This window comes from Corticimicrobacter populi, assembly GCF_003123725.1.
Lineage (GTDB): Bacteria > Pseudomonadota > Gammaproteobacteria > Burkholderiales > Burkholderiaceae_B > Corticimicrobacter > Corticimicrobacter populi.
In genome coordinates this window covers 1-23,174 of sequence record NZ_QETA01000003.1, presented here as the reverse complement: position 1 = coordinate 23,174, position 23,174 = coordinate 1, and the positions used below count along the sequence as shown (strand labels likewise).

The 23,174-nt window shown below is 55.7% G+C and carries 31 protein-coding genes and 1 tRNA gene; 24 read left to right on the top strand and 8 right to left on the bottom strand.

Annotation, left to right across the window (positions count from 1 at the left end; genetic code table 11):
• The first annotated feature begins 91 nt into the window (after positions 1 to 91).
• Both DD235_RS08015 and DD235_RS08010 read left to right on the top strand, forming a co-directional pair.
• Positions 92 to 1,225 carry an ABC transporter substrate-binding protein gene (locus DD235_RS08015; protein WP_109061564.1) on the top strand — a complete coding sequence of 378 codons (1,134 nt, stop codon included), beginning with the start codon at positions 92 to 94 and terminating at the stop codon, positions 1,223 to 1,225.
• Between the two features lie 123 nt (positions 1,226 to 1,348).
• Complete coding sequence (locus tag DD235_RS08010) at positions 1,349 to 2,758, top strand: aspartate ammonia-lyase (protein WP_239990090.1); 1,410 nt, start codon at positions 1,349 to 1,351, stop codon at positions 2,756 to 2,758.
• A 52-nt stretch (positions 2,759 to 2,810) separates the two neighbouring features.
• Here the strand turns inward: DD235_RS08010 and DD235_RS08005 are convergent, their stop codons facing one another.
• The gene (locus DD235_RS08005) at positions 2,811 to 3,662 is read right to left on the bottom strand and encodes a PHP domain-containing protein (protein ID WP_109061563.1); all 852 of its coding nucleotides are present in this window, start codon (positions 3,660 to 3,662) and stop codon (positions 2,811 to 2,813) included.
• The gene (locus DD235_RS08000; RefSeq protein ID WP_109061562.1) at positions 3,659 to 3,859 is read right to left on the bottom strand and encodes an oxidoreductase-like domain-containing protein; all 201 of its coding nucleotides are present in this window, start codon (positions 3,857 to 3,859) and stop codon (positions 3,659 to 3,661) included. The genes DD235_RS08005 and DD235_RS08000 overlap by 4 nt, the downstream gene beginning before the upstream one ends.
• 76 nt (positions 3,860 to 3,935) lie before the next feature.
• On the opposite strand from DD235_RS08000, the gene DD235_RS07995 reads away from it, so the two are divergent.
• Complete coding sequence (locus DD235_RS07995; protein ID WP_109061561.1) at positions 3,936 to 4,667, top strand: sulfite exporter TauE/SafE family protein; 732 nt, start codon at positions 3,936 to 3,938, stop codon at positions 4,665 to 4,667.
• On the opposite strand, the gene DD235_RS07990 is transcribed toward DD235_RS07995, so the two are convergent.
• The 3 genes from DD235_RS07990 to DD235_RS07980 form a co-directional block, all read right to left on the bottom strand.
• Positions 4,660 to 5,046 (bottom strand): hypothetical protein, encoded by a 387-nt coding sequence (locus DD235_RS07990; protein ID WP_109061560.1) that lies wholly within the window; start codon positions 5,044 to 5,046, stop codon positions 4,660 to 4,662. The genes DD235_RS07995 and DD235_RS07990 overlap by 8 nt on opposite strands.
• Positions 5,043 to 5,765, bottom strand: coding sequence for a ProQ/FINO family protein (locus DD235_RS07985; protein ID WP_109061559.1), 723 nt, complete (start codon positions 5,763 to 5,765; stop codon positions 5,043 to 5,045). The genes DD235_RS07990 and DD235_RS07985 overlap by 4 nt, the downstream gene beginning before the upstream one ends.
• An 87-nt stretch (positions 5,766 to 5,852) precedes the next feature.
• On the bottom strand, positions 5,853 to 6,323 hold the full coding sequence (locus DD235_RS07980) for a DUF6389 family protein (protein ID WP_109061558.1): 471 nt from the start codon (positions 6,321 to 6,323) through the stop codon (positions 5,853 to 5,855).
• An 81-nt stretch (positions 6,324 to 6,404) separates the two neighbouring features.
• Between DD235_RS07980 and DD235_RS07975 the strand changes: the two genes are divergently transcribed.
• From DD235_RS07975 to DD235_RS16735, 3 genes are all read left to right on the top strand, one after another.
• A complete protein-coding gene (locus tag DD235_RS07975; RefSeq protein ID WP_109061557.1) occupies positions 6,405 to 6,920 on the top strand; it encodes a DUF5320 domain-containing protein in 516 nt (171 codons plus the stop codon).
• 122 nt (positions 6,921 to 7,042) lie between these two features.
• Positions 7,043 to 7,119: transfer RNA gene (locus DD235_RS07970), tRNA-Met, on the top strand.
• A 601-nt stretch (positions 7,120 to 7,720) separates the two neighbouring features.
• Complete coding sequence (locus DD235_RS16735; RefSeq protein ID WP_162300444.1) at positions 7,721 to 9,112, top strand: hypothetical protein; 1,392 nt, start codon at positions 7,721 to 7,723, stop codon at positions 9,110 to 9,112.
• A 332-nt stretch (positions 9,113 to 9,444) separates the two neighbouring features.
• Here the strand turns inward: DD235_RS16735 and DD235_RS07960 are convergent, their stop codons facing one another.
• Both DD235_RS07960 and DD235_RS07955 read right to left on the bottom strand, forming a co-directional pair.
• Positions 9,445 to 10,440, bottom strand: a complete 996-nt coding sequence (locus DD235_RS07960; RefSeq protein ID WP_164497338.1) for a phage integrase — start codon at positions 10,438 to 10,440, stop codon at positions 9,445 to 9,447.
• Positions 10,437 to 10,793 carry a hypothetical protein gene (locus DD235_RS07955; RefSeq protein WP_109061554.1) on the bottom strand — a complete coding sequence of 119 codons (357 nt, stop codon included), beginning with the start codon at positions 10,791 to 10,793 and terminating at the stop codon, positions 10,437 to 10,439. The genes DD235_RS07960 and DD235_RS07955 overlap by 4 nt, the downstream gene beginning before the upstream one ends.
• A 161-nt stretch (positions 10,794 to 10,954) precedes the next feature.
• Here DD235_RS07955 and DD235_RS16730 point away from each other — a divergent pair, with 161 nt between their 5' ends.
• The 13 genes from DD235_RS16730 to DD235_RS16720 all read left to right on the top strand — a co-directional run bounded on the left by DD235_RS16730 (position 10,955) and on the right by DD235_RS16720 (position 18,332).
• Positions 10,955 to 11,176: a hypothetical protein gene (locus DD235_RS16730; RefSeq protein WP_146193467.1), complete on the top strand. Its 222-nt coding sequence runs from the start codon at positions 10,955 to 10,957 to the stop codon at positions 11,174 to 11,176.
• A complete protein-coding gene (locus tag DD235_RS07950) occupies positions 11,176 to 11,364 on the top strand; it encodes a hypothetical protein (RefSeq protein WP_109061553.1) in 189 nt (62 codons plus the stop codon). The genes DD235_RS16730 and DD235_RS07950 overlap by 1 nt, the downstream gene beginning before the upstream one ends.
• Complete coding sequence (locus DD235_RS07945) at positions 11,361 to 11,621, top strand: hypothetical protein (protein ID WP_109061552.1); 261 nt, start codon at positions 11,361 to 11,363, stop codon at positions 11,619 to 11,621. The genes DD235_RS07950 and DD235_RS07945 overlap by 4 nt, the downstream gene beginning before the upstream one ends.
• Positions 11,618 to 12,721: a replication initiation factor domain-containing protein gene (locus tag DD235_RS07940; protein WP_052363000.1), complete on the top strand. Its 1,104-nt coding sequence runs from the start codon at positions 11,618 to 11,620 to the stop codon at positions 12,719 to 12,721. Before DD235_RS07945 ends, DD235_RS07940 begins: the two co-directional genes overlap by 4 nt.
• A 26-nt stretch (positions 12,722 to 12,747) precedes the next feature.
• On the top strand, positions 12,748 to 13,059 hold the full coding sequence (locus tag DD235_RS07935; RefSeq protein ID WP_042487380.1) for a hypothetical protein: 312 nt from the start codon (positions 12,748 to 12,750) through the stop codon (positions 13,057 to 13,059).
• A 2-nt stretch (positions 13,060 to 13,061) separates the two neighbouring features.
• Positions 13,062 to 13,268: a hypothetical protein gene (locus DD235_RS07930; RefSeq protein ID WP_109061551.1), complete on the top strand. Its 207-nt coding sequence runs from the start codon at positions 13,062 to 13,064 to the stop codon at positions 13,266 to 13,268.
• A gap of 3 nt (positions 13,269 to 13,271) precedes the next feature.
• Positions 13,272 to 13,514 carry a hypothetical protein gene (locus DD235_RS07925; protein ID WP_109061550.1) on the top strand — a complete coding sequence of 81 codons (243 nt, stop codon included), beginning with the start codon at positions 13,272 to 13,274 and terminating at the stop codon, positions 13,512 to 13,514.
• A gap of 55 nt (positions 13,515 to 13,569) precedes the next feature.
• Entirely contained in the window at positions 13,570 to 13,806 is a 237-nt protein-coding gene (locus DD235_RS07920) for a hypothetical protein (RefSeq protein ID WP_109061549.1), read from the top strand.
• 207 nt (positions 13,807 to 14,013) lie between these two features.
• Positions 14,014 to 15,315: a hypothetical protein gene (locus tag DD235_RS07915; protein WP_146193465.1), complete on the top strand. Its 1,302-nt coding sequence runs from the start codon at positions 14,014 to 14,016 to the stop codon at positions 15,313 to 15,315.
• A 7-nt stretch (positions 15,316 to 15,322) separates the two neighbouring features.
• The gene (locus tag DD235_RS07910) at positions 15,323 to 15,610 is read left to right on the top strand and encodes a DUF2523 family protein (protein WP_109061933.1); all 288 of its coding nucleotides are present in this window, start codon (positions 15,323 to 15,325) and stop codon (positions 15,608 to 15,610) included.
• A 3-nt stretch (positions 15,611 to 15,613) separates the two neighbouring features.
• Positions 15,614 to 16,666 carry a zonular occludens toxin domain-containing protein gene (locus tag DD235_RS07905; RefSeq protein ID WP_109061547.1) on the top strand — a complete coding sequence of 351 codons (1,053 nt, stop codon included), beginning with the start codon at positions 15,614 to 15,616 and terminating at the stop codon, positions 16,664 to 16,666.
• Positions 16,667 to 17,914: a type II secretion system protein GspD gene (locus DD235_RS16725; protein ID WP_146193463.1), complete on the top strand. Its 1,248-nt coding sequence runs from the start codon at positions 16,667 to 16,669 to the stop codon at positions 17,912 to 17,914.
• A gap of 166 nt (positions 17,915 to 18,080) precedes the next feature.
• Positions 18,081 to 18,332 carry a hypothetical protein gene (locus tag DD235_RS16720; RefSeq protein WP_146193461.1) on the top strand — a complete coding sequence of 84 codons (252 nt, stop codon included), beginning with the start codon at positions 18,081 to 18,083 and terminating at the stop codon, positions 18,330 to 18,332.
• Between the two features lie 294 nt (positions 18,333 to 18,626).
• Here DD235_RS16720 and DD235_RS07895 read toward each other — a convergent pair whose 3' ends face one another.
• A complete protein-coding gene (locus tag DD235_RS07895; RefSeq protein ID WP_109061546.1) occupies positions 18,627 to 19,307 on the bottom strand; it encodes a metallophosphoesterase in 681 nt (226 codons plus the stop codon).
• A gap of 336 nt (positions 19,308 to 19,643) precedes the next feature.
• On the opposite strand from DD235_RS07895, the gene DD235_RS07890 reads away from it, so the two are divergent.
• The 5 genes from DD235_RS07890 to DD235_RS17260 all read left to right on the top strand — a co-directional run.
• Positions 19,644 to 20,552, top strand: a complete 909-nt coding sequence (locus DD235_RS07890; protein ID WP_109061545.1) for a hypothetical protein — start codon at positions 19,644 to 19,646, stop codon at positions 20,550 to 20,552.
• Positions 20,553 to 20,659: 107 nt separating this feature from the next.
• Complete coding sequence (locus DD235_RS07885; protein ID WP_109061544.1) at positions 20,660 to 20,941, top strand: type II toxin-antitoxin system TacA family antitoxin; 282 nt, start codon at positions 20,660 to 20,662, stop codon at positions 20,939 to 20,941.
• Complete coding sequence (locus DD235_RS07880; RefSeq protein WP_109061543.1) at positions 20,938 to 21,441, top strand: GNAT family N-acetyltransferase; 504 nt, start codon at positions 20,938 to 20,940, stop codon at positions 21,439 to 21,441. The genes DD235_RS07885 and DD235_RS07880 overlap by 4 nt, the downstream gene beginning before the upstream one ends.
• 423 nt (positions 21,442 to 21,864) lie before the next feature.
• Positions 21,865 to 22,944: a porin gene (locus DD235_RS07875; protein ID WP_109061542.1), complete on the top strand. Its 1,080-nt coding sequence runs from the start codon at positions 21,865 to 21,867 to the stop codon at positions 22,942 to 22,944.
• 43 nt (positions 22,945 to 22,987) lie between these two features.
• On the top strand, positions 22,988 to 23,174 hold a 187-nt coding region (locus tag DD235_RS17260; protein ID WP_146193459.1), incomplete at its 3' end, for a twin-arginine translocation signal domain-containing protein.

The following is a 23,174-nucleotide window of genomic DNA, read 5'->3' as shown; positions in this document are numbered from 1 at the left end:
TGAGGCAAAATATGGCATTGGACTTTTAATGGGTATGGGAATGATCAATCTGAAACGCCGCGCGCTCGGATGTGGCCTGCTTGCTGGAGCAATGACCCTGGGTATGCCGCTTGCCCGTGCGGCCGATGAACCTGTCACGGTAGGGGTGGTGCTGTCGAGCACGGGGCCGGCCGCCGCTATCGGCATCCAGTCGCAGAATGCCATTCGCCTGTGGCCGCAGACCCTGGGGGGGCGGCCTGCTCGCTATATCGTGCTGGATGACGGTACCGATGTCAGTCGAGCCGTACGCAATTTCCGTAAGCTGACTTCGGAAGAAAAAGTCGATGCCATTGTCGGTCCCAATACCACGGCCGCAGCCTTGGCTGGCCTGGATGTGCTGCAGGAAACCGGTACGCCGATGGTGGCGCTGGCAGCTTCTGCGGTGATCGTGGAGCCACAGAGTGATCCCAAGCGACAGTGGGCATTCAAAATGCCCCAGAATGATTCCCTGATGGCGACCGCCCTGATTGAGCACATGCGCGAGCAGGGTATCGAGACCGTTGGCTTCATTGGCTTTGCCGACTCATATGGTGATAGCTGGTGGGACGAATTCAGCAAGGCAGCCGCCGAAGGCGGGCCGCGCATCGTGGCACAGGAACGCTATCAGCGAACCGATGCCTCGGTGACCGGGCAGGTGCTCAAGCTGATGGCGGCCAAGCCCGATGCCATTCTCATCGCTGGCGCGGGTACGCCTACGGTCTTGCCGCAGAAAACGCTGCTGGAGCGTGGCTATGCAGGGCCGATCTATCAGACGCACGGGATCGGTACGCTGGAGTTCCTGCAGATCGGTGGCAAGGATGTTGAAAATACCCTGTTCCCGACCGGTCCCGGCGTGGTGGCCAGGGATTTGCCTGACGACAATCCGGTCAAGCCGGTTGCGCTGGATTTCACCGAGCGCTTTGAGACGGAATATGGCCCTCACACCATGACCCAGTTTGCCGGTGATGCCTGGGGAGCCTGGATGCTGCTGAATTCTGCCGCTACGCGTGCACTGGCGGCAGGCGATGCCGAGCCTGGCACGCCGGCATTCCGCCAGGCGTTGCGCGATGCGCTGGAAAACACCCGAGATTTGACCGTACCGAATGGTGTGTTGAATATCGACAGGGATAATCACCAGGGATTTGACGCACGAGCCAGAGTCATGGGGACCATTAAAGAGGGACGGTTTACATATTCCGGAGAGTGAGTTTTTAATAATAAGGGACAGTTCATTGTCGGCAAGGCATAAATAACAATAAAAAAGGGGCGTATCATCTCGCGATCCGCTGCCCTAAGGCAGCGGCTTGTGATTCTTTTCGAGGATGTCGAGATGACTACGTCGGTTGCAATGGCGGAAACCCGCATCGAGCGGGATTTCCTGGGTGAAAAAGCAGTGCCTGCAAACGCCTATTGGGGCGTGCATACGGCGCGTGCCATCGAGAATTTTCCGATCAGCAGGCAACAGATCGGCAGCTATCCCGATTTCATCCGGGCACTGGCCTGGGTCAAGAAGGCAGCCGCTCGCGCCAATGCTGCCTGCGGTGCCCTGGATGCTCGCCTGGCAGAGGCTATCGAGCAGGCCTGCGACGACATCATCGCTGGGCAGTTGCATGACCAGTTCGTGGTTGATGTGATCCAGGGAGGTGCCGGCACCTCGACCAACATGAATGCCAACGAAGTCATCGCCAACCGTGCGCTCGAGCACCTGGGCGAAAGCCGGGGCCAGTATGGTGTGCTGCATCCCAACGATCATGTCAATGCATCGCAGAGTACCAACGATGTCTATCCTACGGCATTGCACATGGCTGCCTGGATGGGCGCGGGCCGGGTGATCGAGGCCGTGGCCGCACTGCGCGGGGCAATCGAGGCCAAGGCGGCCGAGTTTCATGCCGTTGTCAAGATCGGCCGCACACAGTTGCAGGATGCCGTGCCCATGACGTTGGGCCAGGAGTTCCAGGCATTCGCCAGCATGCTGGCCGCTGAAGAGGCCCGTCTGCAGGAGTCCCGCGAGCTGATGCTGGAGATCAACCTGGGGGCCACCGCGATCGGCACCAGCATTAATGCACCCCAGGCCTACGTGGATCGGGTTGCGCCCGAACTGGCTGCAGTCAGTGGCGTACCGGTGCGGGCAGCTGGTAACCTGATCGCTGCCACGCAGGATACGGGAGCCTTCGTGCAGATGTCGGGGGTGCTCAAGCAGATTGCCTGCAAACTGAGCAAAATTTCCAATGACCTGCGGCTGCTGTCGTCCGGTCCCCAGACTGGTATTGGCGATATCCTGTTGCCAGCCCGCCAGGCAGGTTCTTCCATCATGCCCGGCAAGGTCAATCCGGTGATTCCGGAGGTGGTGAATCAGGTGGCTTTCGAGGTGATCGGCAACGATGTCACGATCGCCATGGCCAGCGAGGCCGGTCAACTGCAGCTCAACGCCTTCGAGCCGGTCATGGGCTGGGCACTGTTCCGCAGTCTGGAACATCTGGCAGCAGCCTGCAGCACCCTGCAGGTCAACTGCATCGAAGGGATCGCCATCAACGAAGAGGCGCTGGCCCGGCGCGTGTCCGAGTCGGTTACGCTGGCAACGGCGCTGAATCCTGTCATCGGCTACGAAAAGGCCGCTCAGATCGTCAAGCTGGCGCTGCGCGAGAAAATCTCCGTGGGCGCAGCCGCCGAGCAACTGGGTGTGATGTCGCAGGGCGAATTGTCGCGCCTGGTATCGGCCCAGCTCCTGGCCAACGCCTGAATCCGGGCAGGCCAGTCATGGCACGGCCCTGCTGTGTTGCAGGGCGTGTCGTTCAGGACCAGGCGGTCCACACGGGTGTCAGCATGGGAGGCAGGGGCGGCAACTGCCCCAGGTCCACTCGGCTTTCCGTTGGGCTGTGGAAGTCAGAACCCGTCGAGGCCAGAAAACCGTAGTATCGGGCAATGTGGGCATATTCCACATACTGTTCGGGAGTATGGCCGCCGGCAATCACCTCGATCGCGCTGCCGCCCAGGTCACGGAAGACTCCGTACAGTGCGTCGAATTCCAGTTCGCTGTATTTGTAGCGACCCGGATGGGCCAGCACGGCCACTCCACCGGCAGCCAGTATCCACGTCACGCAATCTTCCAGGCTGGCCCAGCGTATCGGTACATCGGCCGGCATGCCGTCTGCCAGGTAGCGGTTGAATACGCTCCTGAGATCCGGGCACAGGCCGCTGTCGACCATATAGCGGGCAAAGTGGGTGCGGCTGACCAGTTCAGGGTTGTCGGCATAGGGCAGGGCACCCTCATAGCAGCCCGGCAGGCCGAGTTCCGCCAGTCGCTGGCCCATGCGTTGCGCGCGTTCCGCCCGGCAGGCCCGTGTGGAGGCCAAGCCGGCATTGAGTTCGACATGGCCGGGGTCGATGTTCAGGCCGACCACATGCACTGTGCGGCCAGCCCAGGTCACCGATATTTCCACCCCTGGTACAAAGTCCATGCCCAGCACCGAGGCTGCTTCAGCCGCTTCGGCCAGGCCACCCGTTTCGTCATGATCGGTCAGTGCCCAGACCTGCACTCCGTTGCGATGTGCGCGTGCAGCCACGTCGGCCGGTCGCAGTACCCCATCGGAAACGGTCGAGTGGCTGTGCAGGTCATACACGGGTCCTGCGGCTGGGGCGCTCATGATTGGGATTCCTGGTTGGCTTCGGGATGGCGCGCCTGCCATTGGCGCAGCGTTTCCCGGTACTGTTGGAGTTCTTCGGCGTAGAGATCCAGGACACAGGGATCACAGCCGCTCTGGCAGCATTCATTCGGGCCGGGGGGCTCGGGGCGCTGCGGCGGCGGATCGGCGAGAATGTCTGCGGGCAAGGGCTCGGTCATGAGGGAGGCGGATGGCACTGTCTGGACTGGTATTTTGCCCTAGAATGGCTGGGTTGGATTCGAAAGTATCGCAGGAGTGGATGTGATCTGGCTGGCGGTAGTGGGTGGTGCATTGTTGGCAGGGTTCGTGCAGGGCCTTTCTGGGTTCGGGTTCGGGCTGACGGCCATGTCGATCTGGGCCTGGATGTTGGATCCGGCTCTGGCCGCCACACTGGCGGTATCTGGAGCGTTGACCGGGCAGATACTGGCGGCTGTGTTTGTGCGGCGGAGTTGGGACCTGCAGGCGCTATGGCCGTTTCTGCTGGGCGGTTTGTGCGGGGTGCCGGTCGGTGTGTGGGTCGTCCCTTATCTGGATATGCATCTGTTCAAGCTGGTTCTCGGTACTTTCCTGGTGCTGTGGTGCCCGACCATGCTGTTGATCTCACGCTTTCCGCGTATCACGTCTGGAGGGCGACTGGCCGATGCTGTGGTTGGCTGGGCGGGGGGGGTGATGGGTGGACTGGGCGGCTTTACCGGTACCTTGCCGACACTGTGGTGCACGTTGCGCGGCCTGTCCAAGGATCATCAGCGCGGCATTATCCAGAACTTCAATCTGGCCATGTTGAGCGTGGCGATGCTGATGTATGTCACGCAAGGCATCGTCACGACCGACATGCTGCCTTACATGGCAGCCGTGTCGGCGGTGGTGGTTATTCCTGTGCTGATGGGTACGCGGGTATATGTCGGGATCAGCGACCTGCGCTTTCGGCAGATCGTGCTGGGTATGCTGACCCTGTCCGGTGCAGTGATGCTGCTGTCGATCAGTTGAGGCTGGTGGCTGACTGGCGGTGCAGTTGCTGAACCTGCAGCAGCAGGGCTTCCAGTTCCGGTGACGTGCGCAGCGCCAATATAGGGGTGCCTTGTTCGTCGCTTTGCGCCGGTTCGATTTGCAGCACGATACTCTGGCCTTCGAATGCCTTGGGGTTGGCCTGGATCATCACATATTGCTTGAGCAGTCGATCCACGGCTTCCTGCGCTTCGTGCAACTGCTGCCCCATGCCGGCCTCGGCGTGGTGGCGGAATTGCTCTTCGATGGTGCGCGCCAGATCCCAACTGAAAAACAGCAGGGCATTCTGTCCATGGCATTCGGGATGAAGAAAGCCCCAGGACTCATCCGGAGTGGCGTTTGGCTTTGAGGTATCGCTCACTGTGACCCCGCGCTGTCTGTGGCTGCCTGGTCAGAGGGTGTGGAATCGCTGTCCGGTGCATTGATATCCGTGGCTGGCTGTTCAGGCGAAGGCTGTGCTGTCGCCAGCGGGGCCTCGATGACAGCCGTTTCGATCGTGGTCGTTTCCGCGGTTGATTTGGTCTCGCTACCTGGGGCAACAGTCTCGTCCGTATTCTTGCCGGGCTGACGCGCACCCTTGGCGGCCTGGATGGCACTGCGGCGACGGCGTGCCGACAGTTGCTTGGCGCGTACGGCCTCCGGTGCCGTGACCTGTCCTTCGGCTTCCCCTTGCAGATTGATGCGCACGGCACCTTCGATCATGCAGGACCAATAACGGCTACCCTCGCACCAGGTTTTGATCGCTGCACGGATTTCTTCTTCGGTCAGCTTGATGCTGTCGGCCTGTGCAAGCAGATCCTGGAGGATGCCGATCTTGAGCGCGACCTTGGGTTCAGGCTTTTTGGGAAAGGTCTTGGGGTAGAGGCGCTGTAGCTTGGAGATCGTCAGTACGACCGGATCGACATCCGGCTGCTCGCGTCGCTGTGCAGGCCGCTGCGGACGTGCCGCAGCCTTGCCGTCACGGGTCGGCCGCTCGCTGCGCGGTTTGCCGGCGGGGGCAGCCTTGCGCGACTGCTGCCGCTTTTCGGCTGCCTGGGCGGCCAGTTGTTCTTTGAGTGCGGCAAGTTGTTCAAAACCCATGACGCGAAGCTACCAGTAAGTTGCAAATCGCGAGATTGTACCAGCGCAGCCAGTACGGCGGGTTCAGACTTCAGTCTGGTCAGGCAGTCAGTAGGCCTGGGTGCCGGTTGCCGATGGCAACAGAATGGGTTGCAGCGTGCCGTAGCCCTCTTCACCATAGACCACGGCAGGGAGCGGAGAATGCTGGCTGGCCCAGTTGTGCCACAGGTTGCTTACCCAGTGCATGGCGGTGTCGACAATTGTGTTCTGTACGTCGAACTCGGTGTCATCCGGGTCGAACAAGGGCACGGCCGGCTCGACGCCGGTGCTGGTATAGCGCACGTCAAACAGATAGCGATGTGGATCGATAGCCTTGTTCAACACGTACAGATCCGGGCCGTCCAGACTGGCGACTACGGAAAACGTGCCGCAGCCATCCTGATCCGGATGGATTGCAAAATGAATGGCTTGTGCCTTGGGGGGCAATACCGCTACGAGCGACCGAATGGTCTGGCCGGCAGCGCCTGCATGTGCCTGCAGAATGCCTGTGAGCGTCTGGATGTATTCGTTTTGATTCATACCAAAAGTATAGGATGGCAGAGGAGTACAATAATATTTCAGTTTGTTTCTTTGACTGTTTCTCCCAACAGGTTTACCCATATGAATAGCATTTCAGCGATTGGCGCATCCAGCTATGGTGCCGTGAATACAGCGTCGGATTCACAGACTGTCCAGAAGGATAATGTTCAGGTTGAGGATGTTGCGGCATCCGAAGATACGGCAGGCGTGACCTCGTCTACCGAGGTGCGTATTTCGGAGGAAGGTCGTGCACTGTCTGCCGGCAGCCAGCAAGCTGGCGCGGGTGTTCAAGGCGGTGGGCAGGCTGCTGGGGCTCAGCAAAGTGGTAACAGTGGAAGTTCTACGGCTGCCGAGGATCAAAAGGAACTATTGAAGAAACAGATCAAGGAGCTGGAAGATCGACTCAAGGAAAAGCAGCTTGAGCAGGCGAGGTTGCAGCAGTCTGCCTCTACCGATGAGAACGGTGAGGTTGATGAGAGTACGCAGGCTCAGATTGATGCCGTGATGACTGAGATCAGTACCATCAGTGCGTCATTGAGTACGGCGCAGGCTTTGCTGCTGAAGTTGGAGCAGGATGAGCTGTCGCAGCAAGGGTAAGGAACGAACTGCGGTCGGCAGTCTGGTTGCCTGGAAAAATTTCATTCGACTTGAACACGAAAAGTTTTTTATGCTAAGATAGCGATCTTCGTTGGTCGAGATTTTATTTCTCTGGTCAGCATGGCGCATTAGCTCAGCCGGTTAGAGCGACGGAATCATAATCCGCAGGTCCCCTGTTCGAATCAGGGATGCGCCACCAGAATTTCCCCTGTTAAATCAGGACATTGAGGCCACCCGATGCGGTGGCTTTTTTGTTGCCTGCGGCTTGAGTGTCAACCAAGTGTCAACGCAGGATTGAAGGCGACGGTTGCGGGTGCTGACATCTTTTTGTCTTCTCCCACTTGCATACGCGTTTTGGCTTCATGTGTGGGCACGCTGAAATTGTCTTGGCGATACATCATTGACCTGGCCAAGTGTTGTTTGTCACCATTGGCATCTTGAGACAGTGCTTGCCATGTCAAGGGCGGGCACGGAAGCCGCAGCCCGGCCTGCCGGGACCGGGTGAGTACCCGGCGAAGCGAATCCTTGACACACCACGGATCACAGACGCTATTGGTTGGGTTGCAGGGTGCTTTTTGCCCTGCAAGCCTGCCAAGCGGCGAGCGTGGGGGTTTGGGCCTCATTTACGGTGTAAGTAGCGCCCACTGCAAAAAATTCTTACAATGACAGCTATCGGCCAGAAGCGGAAGTTCAGCAAACGCAGTTAACTGTCTGTTTCGCAGAGGCAACGACTGCACACAATGCGGGTACCAGTCGACGCTTTTCGCTGATGTGGGTACCCCACCACTCATATGTCATCTATGCAATCCACACCAATCTGGCAGCTGGGTAAGTCCGAATCTGGAATCACTGACTCTGAGCGCTACCTTGGAGTTCTTGCCCGCAAGGCATTTCTGAGCTTTTGGAGCTTCCAAAATCCTTTCACTGACGAGAGTGGGGGCCGTGAACTGTGCGATCTACTAGTGGTGTTCGGTAATGATGTCATCATCTTTTCCGACAAGTATTGCAATTTCCCCAATGCTCACACAGTTAAAGTAGCCTGGCCGAGGTGGTTTAAGAGCGCAATCGAAAAATCCGCTAAACAGTTGGCTGGAGCGCGGTCCTTTATAGAGCAATATCCCAGCCGCGTTTTTCTTGACCCTGCGTGCAAGCATCCATTGCCGGTTCCCCTGCCGTCCAAGGAGAATCTACGACTGCATTTGGTGGCCGTAACCCGGGGAAGCGTATCTGCAGGCGAACGATATTGGGGTAACGGCAGCTCTGGTAGTTTGATTATTAACACTATGTTGCATGCGGAAGACCATAAAACGAACCCATTCATGGTTGGATGGCCCTTAAAGAAGCGCCTGTTCATCCACGTGTTAGACGAACTTACCCTGGATGTTCTGCTCGGAGAACTCGATACTGCGCCAGACCTGATCGAATATCTTCGCAAAAAAGAGGACTACCTGTGCAGGCCTGGTGTTGATTTCTTAGTCTGCGGAGAAGAAGAGCTGCTGGCCACCTATCTGCTAAATAAAAATAATGATGCCCTCACTGGTTTTTCCTTTCCGGTTGCTCCCGATGACAAAAAGCTGCTCATGTTTGAAGAGGGCAGATGGTCACGCTTTCGAGCGAGCGACGCCTATTCCGAATGGAAAAAACGAATTGCAAACAGTTATCTGTGGGATGAGCTCATTGAACATCAGACACGTCATATCCAGAACTCGACAGCACAGGTGTTCAAATGGTCTAAAAACACATCCTGTGATGTGCATGCACACGAAGAGGTTCTTCGAGCAATGGCCCAGGAAGGCCGAATCGGAAGAATGAAGCTGTCCGAGCAACTCAAAGACGTCCTGACCCGCAGTTTCGCAGAGGACAGATTCAGCAAAATAGTTGTTCTGCCGAGCCGGCCGGGGCGCGCGTATGTGCTAATGGTGTTGCGGCGTGATCGCTCAGCTAACGAAGCTGACTACCGTGAACTTCGCAAGGCTTCACTGGTCGGCTATTGCCGGGCAGCTCGCTTGAGAGTCTCGGGGGTTCACGAGGTGGTAGGCATCGCTACCGAGCAGCTTGACTTCCACCAGACCACGCAAGACTTCACGCTAATGCAGTTCACCAGCCCATTGAGTAAAGAGGGAAAGCGAGAAGAGTTGGCAGTTCTGCGCCGACTCGGAATATGGAAAGATCACTGGACATGCGCTTGCTAGGCGTGCCCAGTACATCCCAAAGCAGGTAGCAACTGCGATCTCTCCTGAAATTGTCAGCAGCGTTTGCTTTACCTTGTATCCCAGAGATAGGGGCGGATGTAGTATTTAAGCTTGTTTGAGCACTGCCCGGGTTGTGTCGAACATGCTGCTAGACGCTTCAGAGAATGCTAGGGAAACGCAACCTCGCAGCGTCTGCTTGCTCTCCGAACTCGAACCTTGATGCCTGCCGCATTTAACGCCCTGAAGCAACTTTCATCTGATACTGAAATCATCTAATTGAACTTCCGCTTTGGGTCGAATACGGACACTCAGCCTTCTGTACAGGGTCAAAGTCAAAGTACTAGCGGGTTGAGCTGTCGAGCAGAGTCCAAATGATCCGGAGCAAGGTGCGCATAGCGCATAGTGGTTTTCAAATCCTGATGCCCCAGGATGCGCTGCAAAGTCAAAATATTGCCACCATTGATCATGAAATGACTGGCAAATGTATGACGCAACACATGGGTAAGCTGCCCCATCGGCAACTGAATACCAGCGCGTTCAATGGCCTCCTTGAACGCACCGGTACAGCCGGTGAACACTGCCCCCATGTTCCGATGCTCGGCATGATGGGTAAAAATCTCATCTTGCATGTCCTGGCTTATCGGAACCGCTCGCGCCTTGCCCGTCTTCGTGCGGGCGAACTGGATCAGTCGCTGCCTGACCTGCTGTGGTTGTAGTTGCTCCGCCTCACTCCAACGGGCACCCGTAGCAAGGCAAATCCGTGATACCAAATCCACATGCGGATTGGTCGATTTTTTCAGCTCGACCAGAAGCACCGCGATCTGCTCCTTGGTCAGATAGGACAGCTCATTTTCCTGTACCTTGAACTGGCGCAGGTCTTTCAGTGGGTTATCTCGCTTCCAGACACCAAGCCGGATCAGCTCATTGAACATGGCTCGCATGTATGCATGCTCGCGGTTCACAGTGTTCAGGGAGATACCAGCATCCAGGCGCTGGCTACGGAAAGCCGCGAAGACCTGCGCATTGAATTCACTGGCGATGGGGTTTTTCAGTGCGGCGATGGCGGCCTTGATCCGCTTGTAGGTATCTTCCGCTGCGCGAAGCTCTTTGCCGTGATGGTCAAACCAGATGGCGGCCAGCTCATCCAGTCGCCTTAGGTCTTTCTTCTCGGGCATCCAGTCGGCCTGATTGTTGGCGTTCGACTTGACCCACACTTCCCAATTCTTGGCTTCTGCCTGAGTGCGAAACGTCTTGCGTAGTCGTTTGGCTCCTCGTCCTCCTGGCTGTATATCGACCAGCCACCCTGCATCTGTCCTGCGAATCGTCATGGAGTCTGCTCGGACTTCAGCTTGTGACGTTCATCCACATCGACACCCATTGCTCGCGCAAGTTTGTCCTGCCATCGGTCATGAGGGCTTAGCTGGAAATACGTTTGCGCATGTCCGGTCATCATCCACAGCAAAAAGTAGGGGCGTGTTTTTGCCAACGCTTCGATCATTTCGATGGTTGGCTGCTGCACTCGTATGCAAAGCCGCTTCCACTTCGCCGCAGGAATTCCCGTCTCTGCTTCGGCATTTTTGTAGTTGTTGCCCCATACCGCCCTGAACACAGTGATGACGCGCTCGCGGCAGTCGTCAACGGGATTGGCATCCAGCACAGACGAATCAATTTCATTGTTCATGGTTGACCTCATAGATTCTATCGGTTTATATTATGAACCGATAAGAGTTCATATAAGTACCGAAGTGAGCGATGAAATAGACGAACCATACAGGAATTTCAGACTCCTGTTAAGGATTTCGGCCTATCCCATCCTCTCGCGGCATCACTCTCGGAGAGGTCATGACGATGGAAACTGTTGTGCAAAGCCTGTCTATTGCAATGGCAATGCCATTGATGACACCGACTGCATTTTCCCAGGCGATGGGGATCGAACACTCGGTCTTCCAGGCACAGTGCAACCGTGGCTACTGGCCCACGATTAAGGTAGGCAAACGCGTCTTCATCAACGTGGAAGCCATCCGCATCAAGGCCGCAGAACGGGCAACGGAGTTCGCACTGTGATGAGTCCCATTGCCCATCTGGTCGTCACTGATGCCGACCATCTGCGCACACTCGCCACGCTGCGCAACCAACTGACCGATGCCAACAGAATGCCAGAGGCCCATGCCATCTATGAAGGCATGTTCCTGTTAACCCAACAACTGCGCGACCGCGCCCGTCTGCTCATCAGCATGGGGAAATCGGCATGAAGCCCCGCACCGTCAAACCCAAGCGCACCCAGCTCGATTTCTGGCCAGAGCTGCTCAACAAAGGCATGGTGCAGTACGCCCGACTGGCTGGCAGCGGCTCCACATTGCACACGGCGGCTGCACGCTCCGAACCGCTGTCGCCCCGCGCCTGCCCGCAGCTCCGCGAGGACAGCCGCGGGGCGACAGCAGGCAGCGGCACCCCCCCGAGTAAAACGGGGAGAAACGGCGAAGCCGCAGGTATGGGGGTGAAGCAATGACGCACCGCCTGACCAAAGACGAAAAGCTGGTACTTGAAGGCCGTCGCGTCAAAATGACCTTGGCCCAGGCGCAGGCCACCAGCAAAGACCGCTGCTCGGTGGATTGGCTCTCGACCACGATCAAGGGAACCGATCTGTTCAATTCCCTGTTCTGGACGCTGAGCAATGAACACCATGAAGGTGAGTTCGTCACCGAAGTCCAGGTCATGGCGATCCTGGCCAAGAAAGTGGCCGCGATCACTGGCTTTCAGGTGGGCGACCTGCGCCCAGGCCGCAACTACTACGACAGCACCCTGCGCATCCTGAACGATGAGGGGGAGGAAGTCGGTAGCGTGTCTGGTGGCGGCGTATACCAGCGCGATACCTATCTAATCATGCTCAACGGCAGCGGCTGCACGTTCGCCAAAGCGGGCTGGCGTCAGGCCATGTATGACTTCCTGGTGCCGCTTAATGCCCGGTTGTCTCGCATCGACATTGCCTTGGACTTCTTCGAGGGTGGATGTGGTGGCGTCGAAGGTGTCCGCGAAGCCTGCATGAATGGTGGTTTCGATTACCACGGCAGACGGCCCCAGGGGCGCACTGATGGCTATTGGGATGCTGGTCACTCACGCAGTTACTACGTGGGCCGACGCGGCGCAAAGCTGGTCAATGCCTACGACAAGGGCCATGCCTACAAGGATATGGAATCGTCCTGGTGGCGTATTGAGCTGCGCTACTGGTCACAAGATCGCATCCTGCCGCTGGAATGCCTGATTGAACCGGACACCTACTTTGCGGGCGCGCATCCCTACATGCAGGAGCTGCTGGACGTGTCCGAGGCTATTCGCATCAAGACCAAGCCCAAGCTGGAAGACGTGACTACCGATGCCGTGGTCAAGCGCAAATTGCGCTGGCTTGAAACCACTGTCGCCCCATCCCTGGTGCATCTGACCCGCGCATTTGATGCGGGCCTGGAGGGCATGGCCTGGATTGGCGACCTGATCGAAAAGCATGCAGCCCGCGAGCTGCCGCGCAGCCTGCGCACCGTTCCCAACGCTCTGTTGAAACAGGGCATCCAACGCATATTGAAGCCCGCTGAACCGGCCAGCGTGGCGGCTTAACCGACGCCGGATAAGGAATCGACATCATGAAATTCAATACCCGTATCACCATCGCTGGCGTCAAAGGCTCCAAGGGCAAGCTGGAAAGCGGCCAGGAGTACGACAGCACCAAGATTTACGTCCAGACCGACCTGGACGACAGCAAAGGCATGGGCAAGGGCTTTGCCACCGTGGAATACAACTACGGCACCTCCGAGGAGTTCCACAAGCTCAAGCACCTGCCGTTCCCATTGGTGGCAGAAGCAGAACTGGAAATCGTCACCAACGGCAAGACGCAAAAGACTGTCATCACCAGCTTGCAGCCTGTCGAGCTGGCGAAGCCCACGAAGGCGGCCTGACCATGTGGTGCGTTCCTCGCTATCTGGTGCAGAGCACCGAAGACGGCTCATTTCTGGCCGCTGATGGCGAAGGTGGCGTCATCAACGTGATGGCCCTGACAGCAGCAGACCCGTTCCAGGAACCGGAAAGTGCCGTCGAGGCCGTGCAGGATCACTTGGATGGCCGGGGCGTGGTCATCCTGATCTATGTGCCGTGCATCCAGGCTTGAACCATGACACGCATCTATCTCCAGTACTGCGACATCAGCACCGAAGCCGGGACGGATTGCCCTGTGCAGCATCGCCAGCAGATCGCCATCGAACGCGAAACGCTGGAAGCCGCAGGCAACCCGATTCCGACGCTGAATGCCGCTGATGTAGCCCAGGTATTCAGCCTGGGGCTGTCGGTGGTGGTGCTGTTCTTTCTACTGGGGCGCGGCGTTGGAACCGTATTGAACCTGATCCGCAGGGGTTAGGTAAATCCGACAGGCAGGCGGTTTCCTGCCCAATTCTCAAGAAAAGGAACTTCACATGAAGAAGCTGAAATTCAACCTCAAGCCGGTGGCCGCTGCTGTGGGCGCTACCGCACTGACGCTGGCATCCGGTGCCGTCATGGCCCAGGAAGCAATCGACCTCACAGCAATCACGAGTGCTTTCAGTGCATCAGATGTGATCACGGCAGTGATGGCCGTGGCCGGTGTGCTGGCAGCGATCTACGCCACCATGACCGCTGCTCGTATGGCGCTTCGCTGGATTCGTGGCGGTTGATCTGGCCGCATGACTGACTCGGGCAGGACTGGCCATCCTGCCTGATGCCCTCTGCACTTTCTGAAAGACTCAATCTGTGATTACCGCTCTCTGGTATCTCGTCATCTTCGCCTGGGGCATTGTGTGCGCCTGGGCGTTGATTAAAGGACTCGAATAATGGCCTTCTCGCGTCTGCCTTTCTTTTTCCTGATTTGTTGCCTGTTCGCTATGCAATCCGCATGGGCGCAGGCACTCCCCAATCCTGAACCGCAGCCTGAAAGAGTCACGCGAGCGGTCTCCGGTGCCTTGCAGCAAGGCATGCAAAAGCGCGGCTTTGCTGCGAATGACCACAGATTCATGAACACGGTGGCGCGTGCATCTCCCGTCATGTCTGTGGCGGCAGGCAGTACCGCAGCGGCTGTCACAGTTGGCGTGGTCACTGCACCTGCCTGGGCCACTGTCGCTATTGCCGCAGGCATTGGAGCGGTGGTCACCTACGCTGTTGGTCTGGGCATTGATGCATTGGTGGACTGGTTATTTCGGGATGACGGCCTGATAGACCAGTCGAGTGCCGAGAATGCGGCCTATCCCTCGCGGGCATTTAATGCAGGTGATCAAGTTTGGCGCTATCGCGATTGGCTGGGTGAATGGCACTACGGAGCCAATGCCGACGCGCTGGCGCGTGAGTATCGCTATACGGACATGAAGCGCCAGGGTTATCCCAATATTTCAGAGCCGAGGTGCTTTGCTGATGGCACCACCAGCTATTGGTGCGGCAACTACAAAGTTACCTTGAACGGCACAGCTCCGATCAGTTGCGGCACGGGCATGCAAGCGATAGGCAACAGTTGTGCCTCGTTTTCATACCCTTTGCCGACTACATTTCCTGATGCCGATGGTCTGACGCCTCAGCAGGCCATCAATAACCTGACAGAAGAGGAACTGGACAAGCCATTGAATCCGGCCCTGGTAGCTGCCCTGGCAAACTTGGCATGGCAACAAGCAGCGCAGGAACCCGGCTACGATGGATTGCCATACCCTCAAGCTGATCCGCTGACGGCATCGGATGTTGCGCCTTGGGTTCAGGCCAATCCTGAATTGGCCCCGACAGTACGAGATTTCGTGTCGCCAAACCCTGCGCCCAATAGCAATAGCAATCCTTGGGCGCTGCCGTCGAACCCATCGGCTCCGAATCCGGCACCTGCTGCGCCGAACCAGAACACGACCAATCCAGGCGCAGAAAATCCTACAGCGAATCTTGGCCCTGATCCCGGCATCGGTGCTCCGACGCTGGAAGCCATTCCCACAGCGCAGCAAATCGCACAACCCATTCTGGACATGATGCCCGACCTGCGTGGCTACTCCCCATCGTCACACACAGGCGAATGCCCACGCCCGACCATTGAGCTGTACGGCACGCATGTACTCGATGCCCACTGCGCCCTGATCGACGACAACAAAGCCATCATCCAGGCCGCCATGCTGCTGGCCTGGGCGCTGATCGCGCTGCTCATTGTCCTATCCGCGTGAGGCCGCCATGTTCGGAATTCTGCTCTCTGCACTGAACAGTGTCCTGGCCTGGGTCTTCCGCTCCCTCCTGGTCAAGTTCGTACTGTTCTTCGCGCTGTACTTCATCACCTCGGAATTCGTCGGTTTCATCGTGGCGCTGCTGCCTGGAACCGGGGCTGTCGATGATGCACTGTCCGGCATCGGTGCCGCCACTTGGTACTTCCTGGACGTGTTCCAGATTCAGGCGGGCATCGCAATGGTGGTGTCGGCCTACGCCACGCGCTTCATCATCCGGCGCATGCCGATCATCGGATAAGTCATGCCCATCAATGCCTACACCGGCCTGATGGGATCAGGCAAAAGTTATGAATGCGTGTCTTCGGTCATCGTGCCAGCGGTCAAGGCTGGCCGTCGCGTGGTCACGAACGTGGATGGCATCGACAGTGACGCGATCCGCGCCTATTGCCAGGACAAGTACGGTATCGCACCGGAGCGCTTGGGATCGGTCGTGCATTGCAAGAACGAGGACGTGGGCAAAGCTGACTTCCTGCCCTATGGTGAGAACGTTGATACCTTCTGCCAACCTGGTGACATCATCTGCATTGATGAGGCATGGCGCTTCTGGGGTACGGATTGCAAGCTGCTGGCCGAACACAAGGTGTTCTTCCGTGAACATCGCCACTTCGTCCATCCCGATACCAAGGTGTGCTGCGACTTGGTGCTGATGGTGCAGGACATTTCCGATCTGCACCGCATCCTTAAGGTCGTGGTGGAAGTCACCTTCAAGACCACCAAGATCAAGACGTTGGGCCTGCACAAGACCTACCGCGTCGAAATGTGGGAAGGCTACAAGCTCACGCAAAAGGGCCGCGTGGCTGTCGAGAACAAGCGGTATGACCCGCAAATCTTCCCGCTCTACAGCAGCTACACCGGCGGTGCAGGCAAGGAGCTGCAAGTCGATGATCGCCAGAACGTCCTGAAAAGCCCCAAGCTCTGGATTCTGGCTGTCCTGGTCATCGGACTGTTCAGCATCAGCGTGTACACCTTGATGGGCTTCTTCGGCAGCAAGCCAAAAACAGACAATCCAGCGACATCAACGGGTTACGTCGATTCCAAGACAAATTCAGCGTTGCCCGAATCCGCACCAGCAACACGCGCCCAACCCCGCCAAGCCATGTCCACGTCTTGGCGGCTGGTCGGCACCATGCAGGCAGGCAAGACCGCCTATGCCGTCATCCAGTCTGCCGATGGCCGTATGCGGCTTGAACATCCTTCCAACTTCCAGAACAGCGGTGCCGTCATGATCGGTGAGGTCGATGGCGAACGCATCACCGCCTGGAGCGGCAGCAAACCCACCTCCAAAGGCCAATAAATGAAACTGCGTATCCTGGCATCCATTCTGTCTCTGGCCCTGGCTGGTACTGTTCAGGCCAAGGCGGTCAATCTCGACCTGCAAGGGGCAAGCATTTCCGAAGTCGTGCAGCTCATCTACCGTGAAGCCACGACCACGCCCTATGTCCTGGCCCCGGACGTGCTGGAAGACGAACGGCTGGTGTCGTTCCGCTACAAAGACAATCAGGGCAAGCTGTCATTGTTCATACAGTACTTCCTGGACAGCCTGGGCTACATGGTTGAGCGCAAATCCGGTGTGGACTTCGTGCGCAAGCGTGTCGAGGGTGAGCCGCCGATCCAGGCCGAGCATATCTACATCTACCAGCCCCAATATCGTGAAGTGTCCTACCTGTCGCGCACCCTGGCACCGCTGTTCAAGGGATCGTTCGTCACCAATCGCAGCGTCCGGGCCACGCCGGAAGCCAGCCCCAAGGGCGACGTGCCAATCTCGTCGGCGGCATCGCTGATCGACCAGTCTGCTGATGTCTTGGTGTTTGCAGGCGCAGAGGAAGAAATCGAACGCCTGCGTGAGCTGCTGCCGCAGGTGGACAGGCGCATTGGTGAAGTGGCCGTGCGTGGGTTGGTCTATGAGGTCAGCAACACTGACCGGCAGGGATCGACCTTTGGCCTGCTGGCAAACCTGCTTGGTGGTCATGTGGGCATCGGCATTGGCTCTACGGCCACGAACTTGGGCAATTTCATCCAGATCAAGAACACCAGCCTGGATGCCGTCTATTCCATGCTGTCCAGCGATAGCCGATTCAAGGTAGTGTCGTCGCCTGCGCTGCGCATTCAGTCAGGATCACAAGGTATCTTCTCAGTCGGCCAGGATGTGCCTGTGCTGGGCGCGTTGTCGTACCCACAAGGTGCAGGCCAAGCCGTACAATCAGTTGAGTATCGCAGCTCCGGTGTCATCTTCGATGTTCGTCCTGTCGTGAAGGAAGGCATCATCGACCTGGATATCACGCAACAGCTCTCCAACTTCGTGAAGACGACAACCGGCGTTAACAACTCGCCTACGCTGACCAAGCGGGAACTGAAAACAAAGGTCGGCATGCAGGATGGCGACGTGATCGTGCTGGGTGGCCTGACAGAAAGCAAGGACACCAATACGCGGGATGGGTTGAGCTTCTTGCCACGCTTCCTGCATACTACTGGCTATGAACAGTCCAGTAGTGAAATTTTGCTGGTTCTGCAAGTACAACGTGTGCCAGGGCAGGAGCCGTGAACCTTTGTCATGACAAAGGTTTTGGGGACGTCATTCCTAGCCACAGCGATTTGGTCATGACCAAATTTTGATAATAATAGTAATAATATTATTACTATTATTATCGCTGCCTAACTGGCACGTATGCGCAAACTGGGCTGGCTGGTAGCCTATTCGCGGGGATAGTATGAAGGGATGGACACAAGAAGAATCTATCGCCTATGAGTGCGCTCGTGATGCTATTGGTGCTGAAATAGCGTTGATCTCTGCCAAAATTCATGGTGCCTTGGAGCAAGGCGGGCTTGATGATACGGCGATGCAAACGCTGAGAGCAGAAAGAAGTCGTCTGGCTCAGGAGCGTGCCAGGTTGCGCGTTAAGGATCATGAGGAAATAGCCAGGATTCGGGCTGTGTATGGAAAAATTCAAACAGTCTCATAGCCACTTGGTTTGTGATTTCTGATTAAATTAGGCTTGGTTGATGCAATTTCTAGATCGAATTATTGTTGCTTGTGCACACGGAATTGGTCGTGTTTTTTTGTTTTTGTCCACTGCGTGGGTCTATCTAATCACGCTGATTGTGTTGGCTCTTATTGGCTCAGCATTATGGTGGATAGCTTCCTGGATCTTCGGGAAACTTTGAAGTAAGAATCCCAAGTTGGGCGAATACCCAAGAAGCACAAGTACGGCTAGAGTTCAGTTCGGAAAACAAAGGATTCCAATCATCCGATCCTATTAAACGGCCTTTAATATCTGCAAGTTCAACAGCGTAAACTTGCCACCATCGCGCCATCCCCCGGTGTCGATGAAAAACACGTTACCCAACTGCTCCATCTTGCTCACAGTCATGTGACCATGCACGATGGCGCGAACACTGCGGACAGGCTGCTTGTAACCGGTGCGGTAACGGTCGATAGACCAAAGGCAGGTATCTTCGTCCTCGGCGCTGAATTGGTGTTCGTATACGACTTGCCAATCGTCATATGGGAAGTCGGCATGGATGATGCCCACTGGCCCATCTGCCGTGTTCACTTCAATCGCCAAAGGAAGTTCACGTAGACTTTGTGCGATACGTTGCTGCATCAGTTCACCAAGGCTGTCGAGCCAGCGCCCGCCATGTGCTGCATGGTCAATATCTGGCAGAGGATCGCCCAACGCACGGCGCCAGGTCATCAGGTCGTGATTGCCACAGACGGAGTGAAACCAAGGGTGCGCAAGCCATTCAAGCACTTGGGCTGACTCTGGCCCTCGGTCTACCAGATCACCAACAGCGAACAGCCGATCACGCTCCGCTGAAAAACGCACCTTACGGAGCGCAGTATCCAGCTTGCTGAAACAGCCGTGAATGTCGCCCACGGCGAAGTCTCGTCCCTGTGTATTCAGGTTGAAGCGGCGCAGGCGTAACGGGTCATACATTGTTTGTCGTCGGAGAACACATAACAGAGCAACTTACCCAGACGACGTGTGCCATGTCAAGGACGGGTACGGAAGCCGCAGCCCGGTTTGCCGGGACCAGGTGAGTACCCAGCGCAGCGGATCCTTGACACTCCACTGATAGTACACACTGTTGGTTGGATTGCAGGATGCTTTCTGCCCTGCAACCCTGCAACCCTGCCAAGCGGCGAGCGTAGGCGTAAGCCACTTATTTTGAACTAGGTAGCTATATTTCGTATCTTTTGGTATCTTCTTAGATAAAGCTGAATACCTTTCTGTTAGTGCCGTTTTAATAGAATTAACTCAATGGATAAGCATATGACAAACAATAGAATCAAGTATGCACTGCATTTGAATAATTGGAGCTATGAGAAGGGAAGTCGGCATGACTTATTGGTTAATGGTCAGAAAATAACTCCTATTGAATTTGATGAGTCAATGTCTGGCAATATATTTTGCCCTGTTTGCTTTACAAACCTAACAAGATCCCCAAAAAACAAAAGCCGCTTTTCAAATTCCAGAAATGCCTGCTTTATGCATCTTAAATCATACTGCCATATCGAATGCAATTTAAGAACACCAAAATCAGAAGGGGTTAAATATGAAACGGAAGAGCTTGCCGCACAAGCAATTTCCAATGGTGAACTTGTTGTTATTAATTCCTTCATGGAAAGCCATCCATTAATACCGAATGATTCCGCTGCCCCTTACAAACAAAGTGCAATTGAAGATGAGCACGGCCCCATTTCATTGCTCCCAATTGCCAGGCATAAAGGAAAGTCTTTTAATTTACCCAGCAAAATCACTACCATTAGAGCCATTTGCACAAATTTTGATGATAATCTTTATCGGTACTACATCTTACCCAATCAGACCCATGCGCAACTTTTGATTTCATCCATCAATAACATTGAAGACATAACTGATGTTGTTGAAACCCCAAAATTATATTGGGGAATAATTGAGAAATCCTTCAATGCTGGGAAAAGCAAAAAACGAACGAATATGCGCATGACGAAATTGAAAAGCAATCCAAATATTGTGGATTTCTATTTAAAAGACAATGAAGCAAATCAAGCGGATAAAGGAATTAGTGATGAGTCTGTCGGTCGCATAGTAATTTTTTGGGGGAAGATAGGAGTGAATGGGGTTGGACTATGTGTGGAGCGCTTGAAATGGGGAGAGTATTCACTTCTAGCTAAAAAATATGAAAATTTGCTGATATAAGAGCCTATATAACATGTGTAAAGCATGGTTTTTGGCTGGTTATTACTCGATTGTATAGTTGTCATGTACGGCAAATTGCCGTAAAATTTCATTGGGAGAATATAACCATGCCTGCAACCATCTCTACCGCCCGTCTCGAAGCCCGAATCAGTACCGATCTGCATTCGATGCTCAAACGCGCCGCTGAGCTTCAGGGGCGTACCATGACCGACTTCGTGGTCACTGCTGTCCAGGACGCCGCACAACGCGCCATCGAACAGGCCGAGGTCATCCGTTTGTCGATGGCTGACCAGGAGTGCTTTGCTCAGGCGCTGCTATCGCCACCGAAACAAACACCGGCCCTGAAACGCGCTTTTACCCGCCGCAGCAAACTCCTGAACGCTGAATGAGCCGTGCGCCATTCAAACTTGCCTTGTTGGATGGCCAGCACGATCGTGCTGCGTTCAACAGCGATTCTGAACCGTTGAATCGCTACATACAAACGCAAGCCTCGCAAGATGTTCGTCGTCGTGTCGCGGCTTGCTATGTTGCTTTGGCTGATGAACAACGAATCGCGGGCTACTACACACTTGCTTCGTCAAGTGTCTTGCTGACAGATCTTCCCGCCAATATCGGCAAAAAGTTGCCGCGCTATCCGACTGTGCCAGCGGTTCGTATGGGCCGCTTGGCTGTGGATCAGGCTTTCAAGGGGCAAGGGCTGGGTGGTGCGCTCCTGGCCGATGCGCTTGATCGCGCTGCCCGCGCCGAGATTGCCGCTTTTGCCATGATGGTGGATGCCAAGGACGATGCGGCCTCAGCCTTCTATCGGCATCATGGCTTTATTGTGTTGCCTGACTCGCCGCTGACGCTGTTCCTACCACTGGCGACTGCCCGGCCTTCTTCAAAGTAGCATTTCAGTGTCAACAAAGCGTCAACCGCATAGCAAAACATAGCATATGCATAGCGGTTGATGAATGACCTAACCATATGATTGCAAAGACAAAGCACGATCAATGCCTTGCCATAAAACTGAATCATAATCCGCAGGTCCCCTGTTCGAATCAGGGATGCGCCACCAAGAATTTACCTGTTAGGTCAGGGCAAAAAAGCCACCCGATGCGGTGGCTTTTTTATTTTCTGCGGCCAGGAGACACCCTGTGTCAGCGCAGGATTGAATGACGACGGCTGCCGATGGTGGCGTCGCTTGCGGATGCGTGTCGGTTTGTGATGTCAGGATATACGCTGAAATTGTTCGGGTGACATATCATTGACCTGATCTATGCATTAATCTCTGTTGGAAGTCATCAAGAAAAAACTAGGGGAAGCAGGACTCATGAAAAAAGCATTGCTGGTTATGACCGTGATGGGCGCAGTGGGAATGGCGCAGGCGCAAGCCTCAGTAACGCTGTACGGCACGTTGGATACTGGTGTGGGATTCAAGTCCCTGAAAAACAAGGATACAGGCGTCAAAGCTAGCCGTAGTGGCCTCTTCAATGGCGTATGGTCTAGTAGCGTCTGGGGCATAAGGGGTAGCGAAGACCTGGGGGATGGCTTGTCTGTCACCTTTAAATTGGAAAGTGGCTTCGACGTGCAGACCGGTCAGTCCTCCGGCGGACGTCTCTTCAAAACCACCACGCTTGGGCTGAACAGCAGGGAATGGGGCAGCTTGACTTTTGGCCGTGTGGGTAATGCGGTGCAAAACTATGCCGGGTTTATTGCCGGGCCTGACGACGAAGAAGGCTTGTCCAACATCGAAAACACCTTCAGCGCGGCGGGTGCCAATAAGGCTGACAACACTATTGTTTATGCCTCACCGACTTTCAATGGCTTGAGTTTTGCCGTCGGTCATTCCTTTAACACGCATGGCCCGCAAAGTTGGGACAATAGTGACAACAGCAAACTGATTACCTCTGCCCTGGGCTACGCCAATGGTCCCTTGACTCTGGCATTGGGGTACGACCGCTTGAAAGCAGGCAATTGGGAAAAAGCCGTGCATTCCTGGATTGCAGCAGGTAGTTATGACTTCGATGTTCTGACACTTGCCATGGCGGTGGGGCAGGATATCAATGGTCGTCAGTCAGGGTTGGGTTCTTTTGCACCATCTCCTCCTTTTACGTTCTGGAATGCCGGCTATATTCCGGATTTCAAAACAACAGGTTTCACCATCAATGCGACGGTACCCATTAACCCGGCTTCCAGCGCGATCGTAGGCTGGAGTGTTTCGCGGGCCAGCAGTTCTTTCAATGAAGCCTATGGCCTGGGCAAGCGGCAACAGAGTGTCTATAGCGCAGGTTATAGCTATAACCTGTCCAAACGCACTTCGTTGTATGCACTTGGGGCTTATGTAACCGGCTTTTCCTTCCAGAATGTTCGGGGTCAGCAATTCATTGTGGGCTTGAATCACAATTTCTGATTGTCCTTGGAATCATGCCTTTCGGGGCGGATAGGAAAGTGAAATGACCTCAGGTCGAACGCAGGAACAAATTGTGTCAAGCGCAAAGCAGGGTAGTTTTACGCGTCGGGATTTCATCAAGCTGGGCACGGTGGGGGGTATTTCGCTGTGGCTGGGACGCTTGCCTGCGGCGCAGGCGGTCGAGGTTTATCCTGGGGCCAGTCCGACCAACTGGATCGGGCCGGATGGCA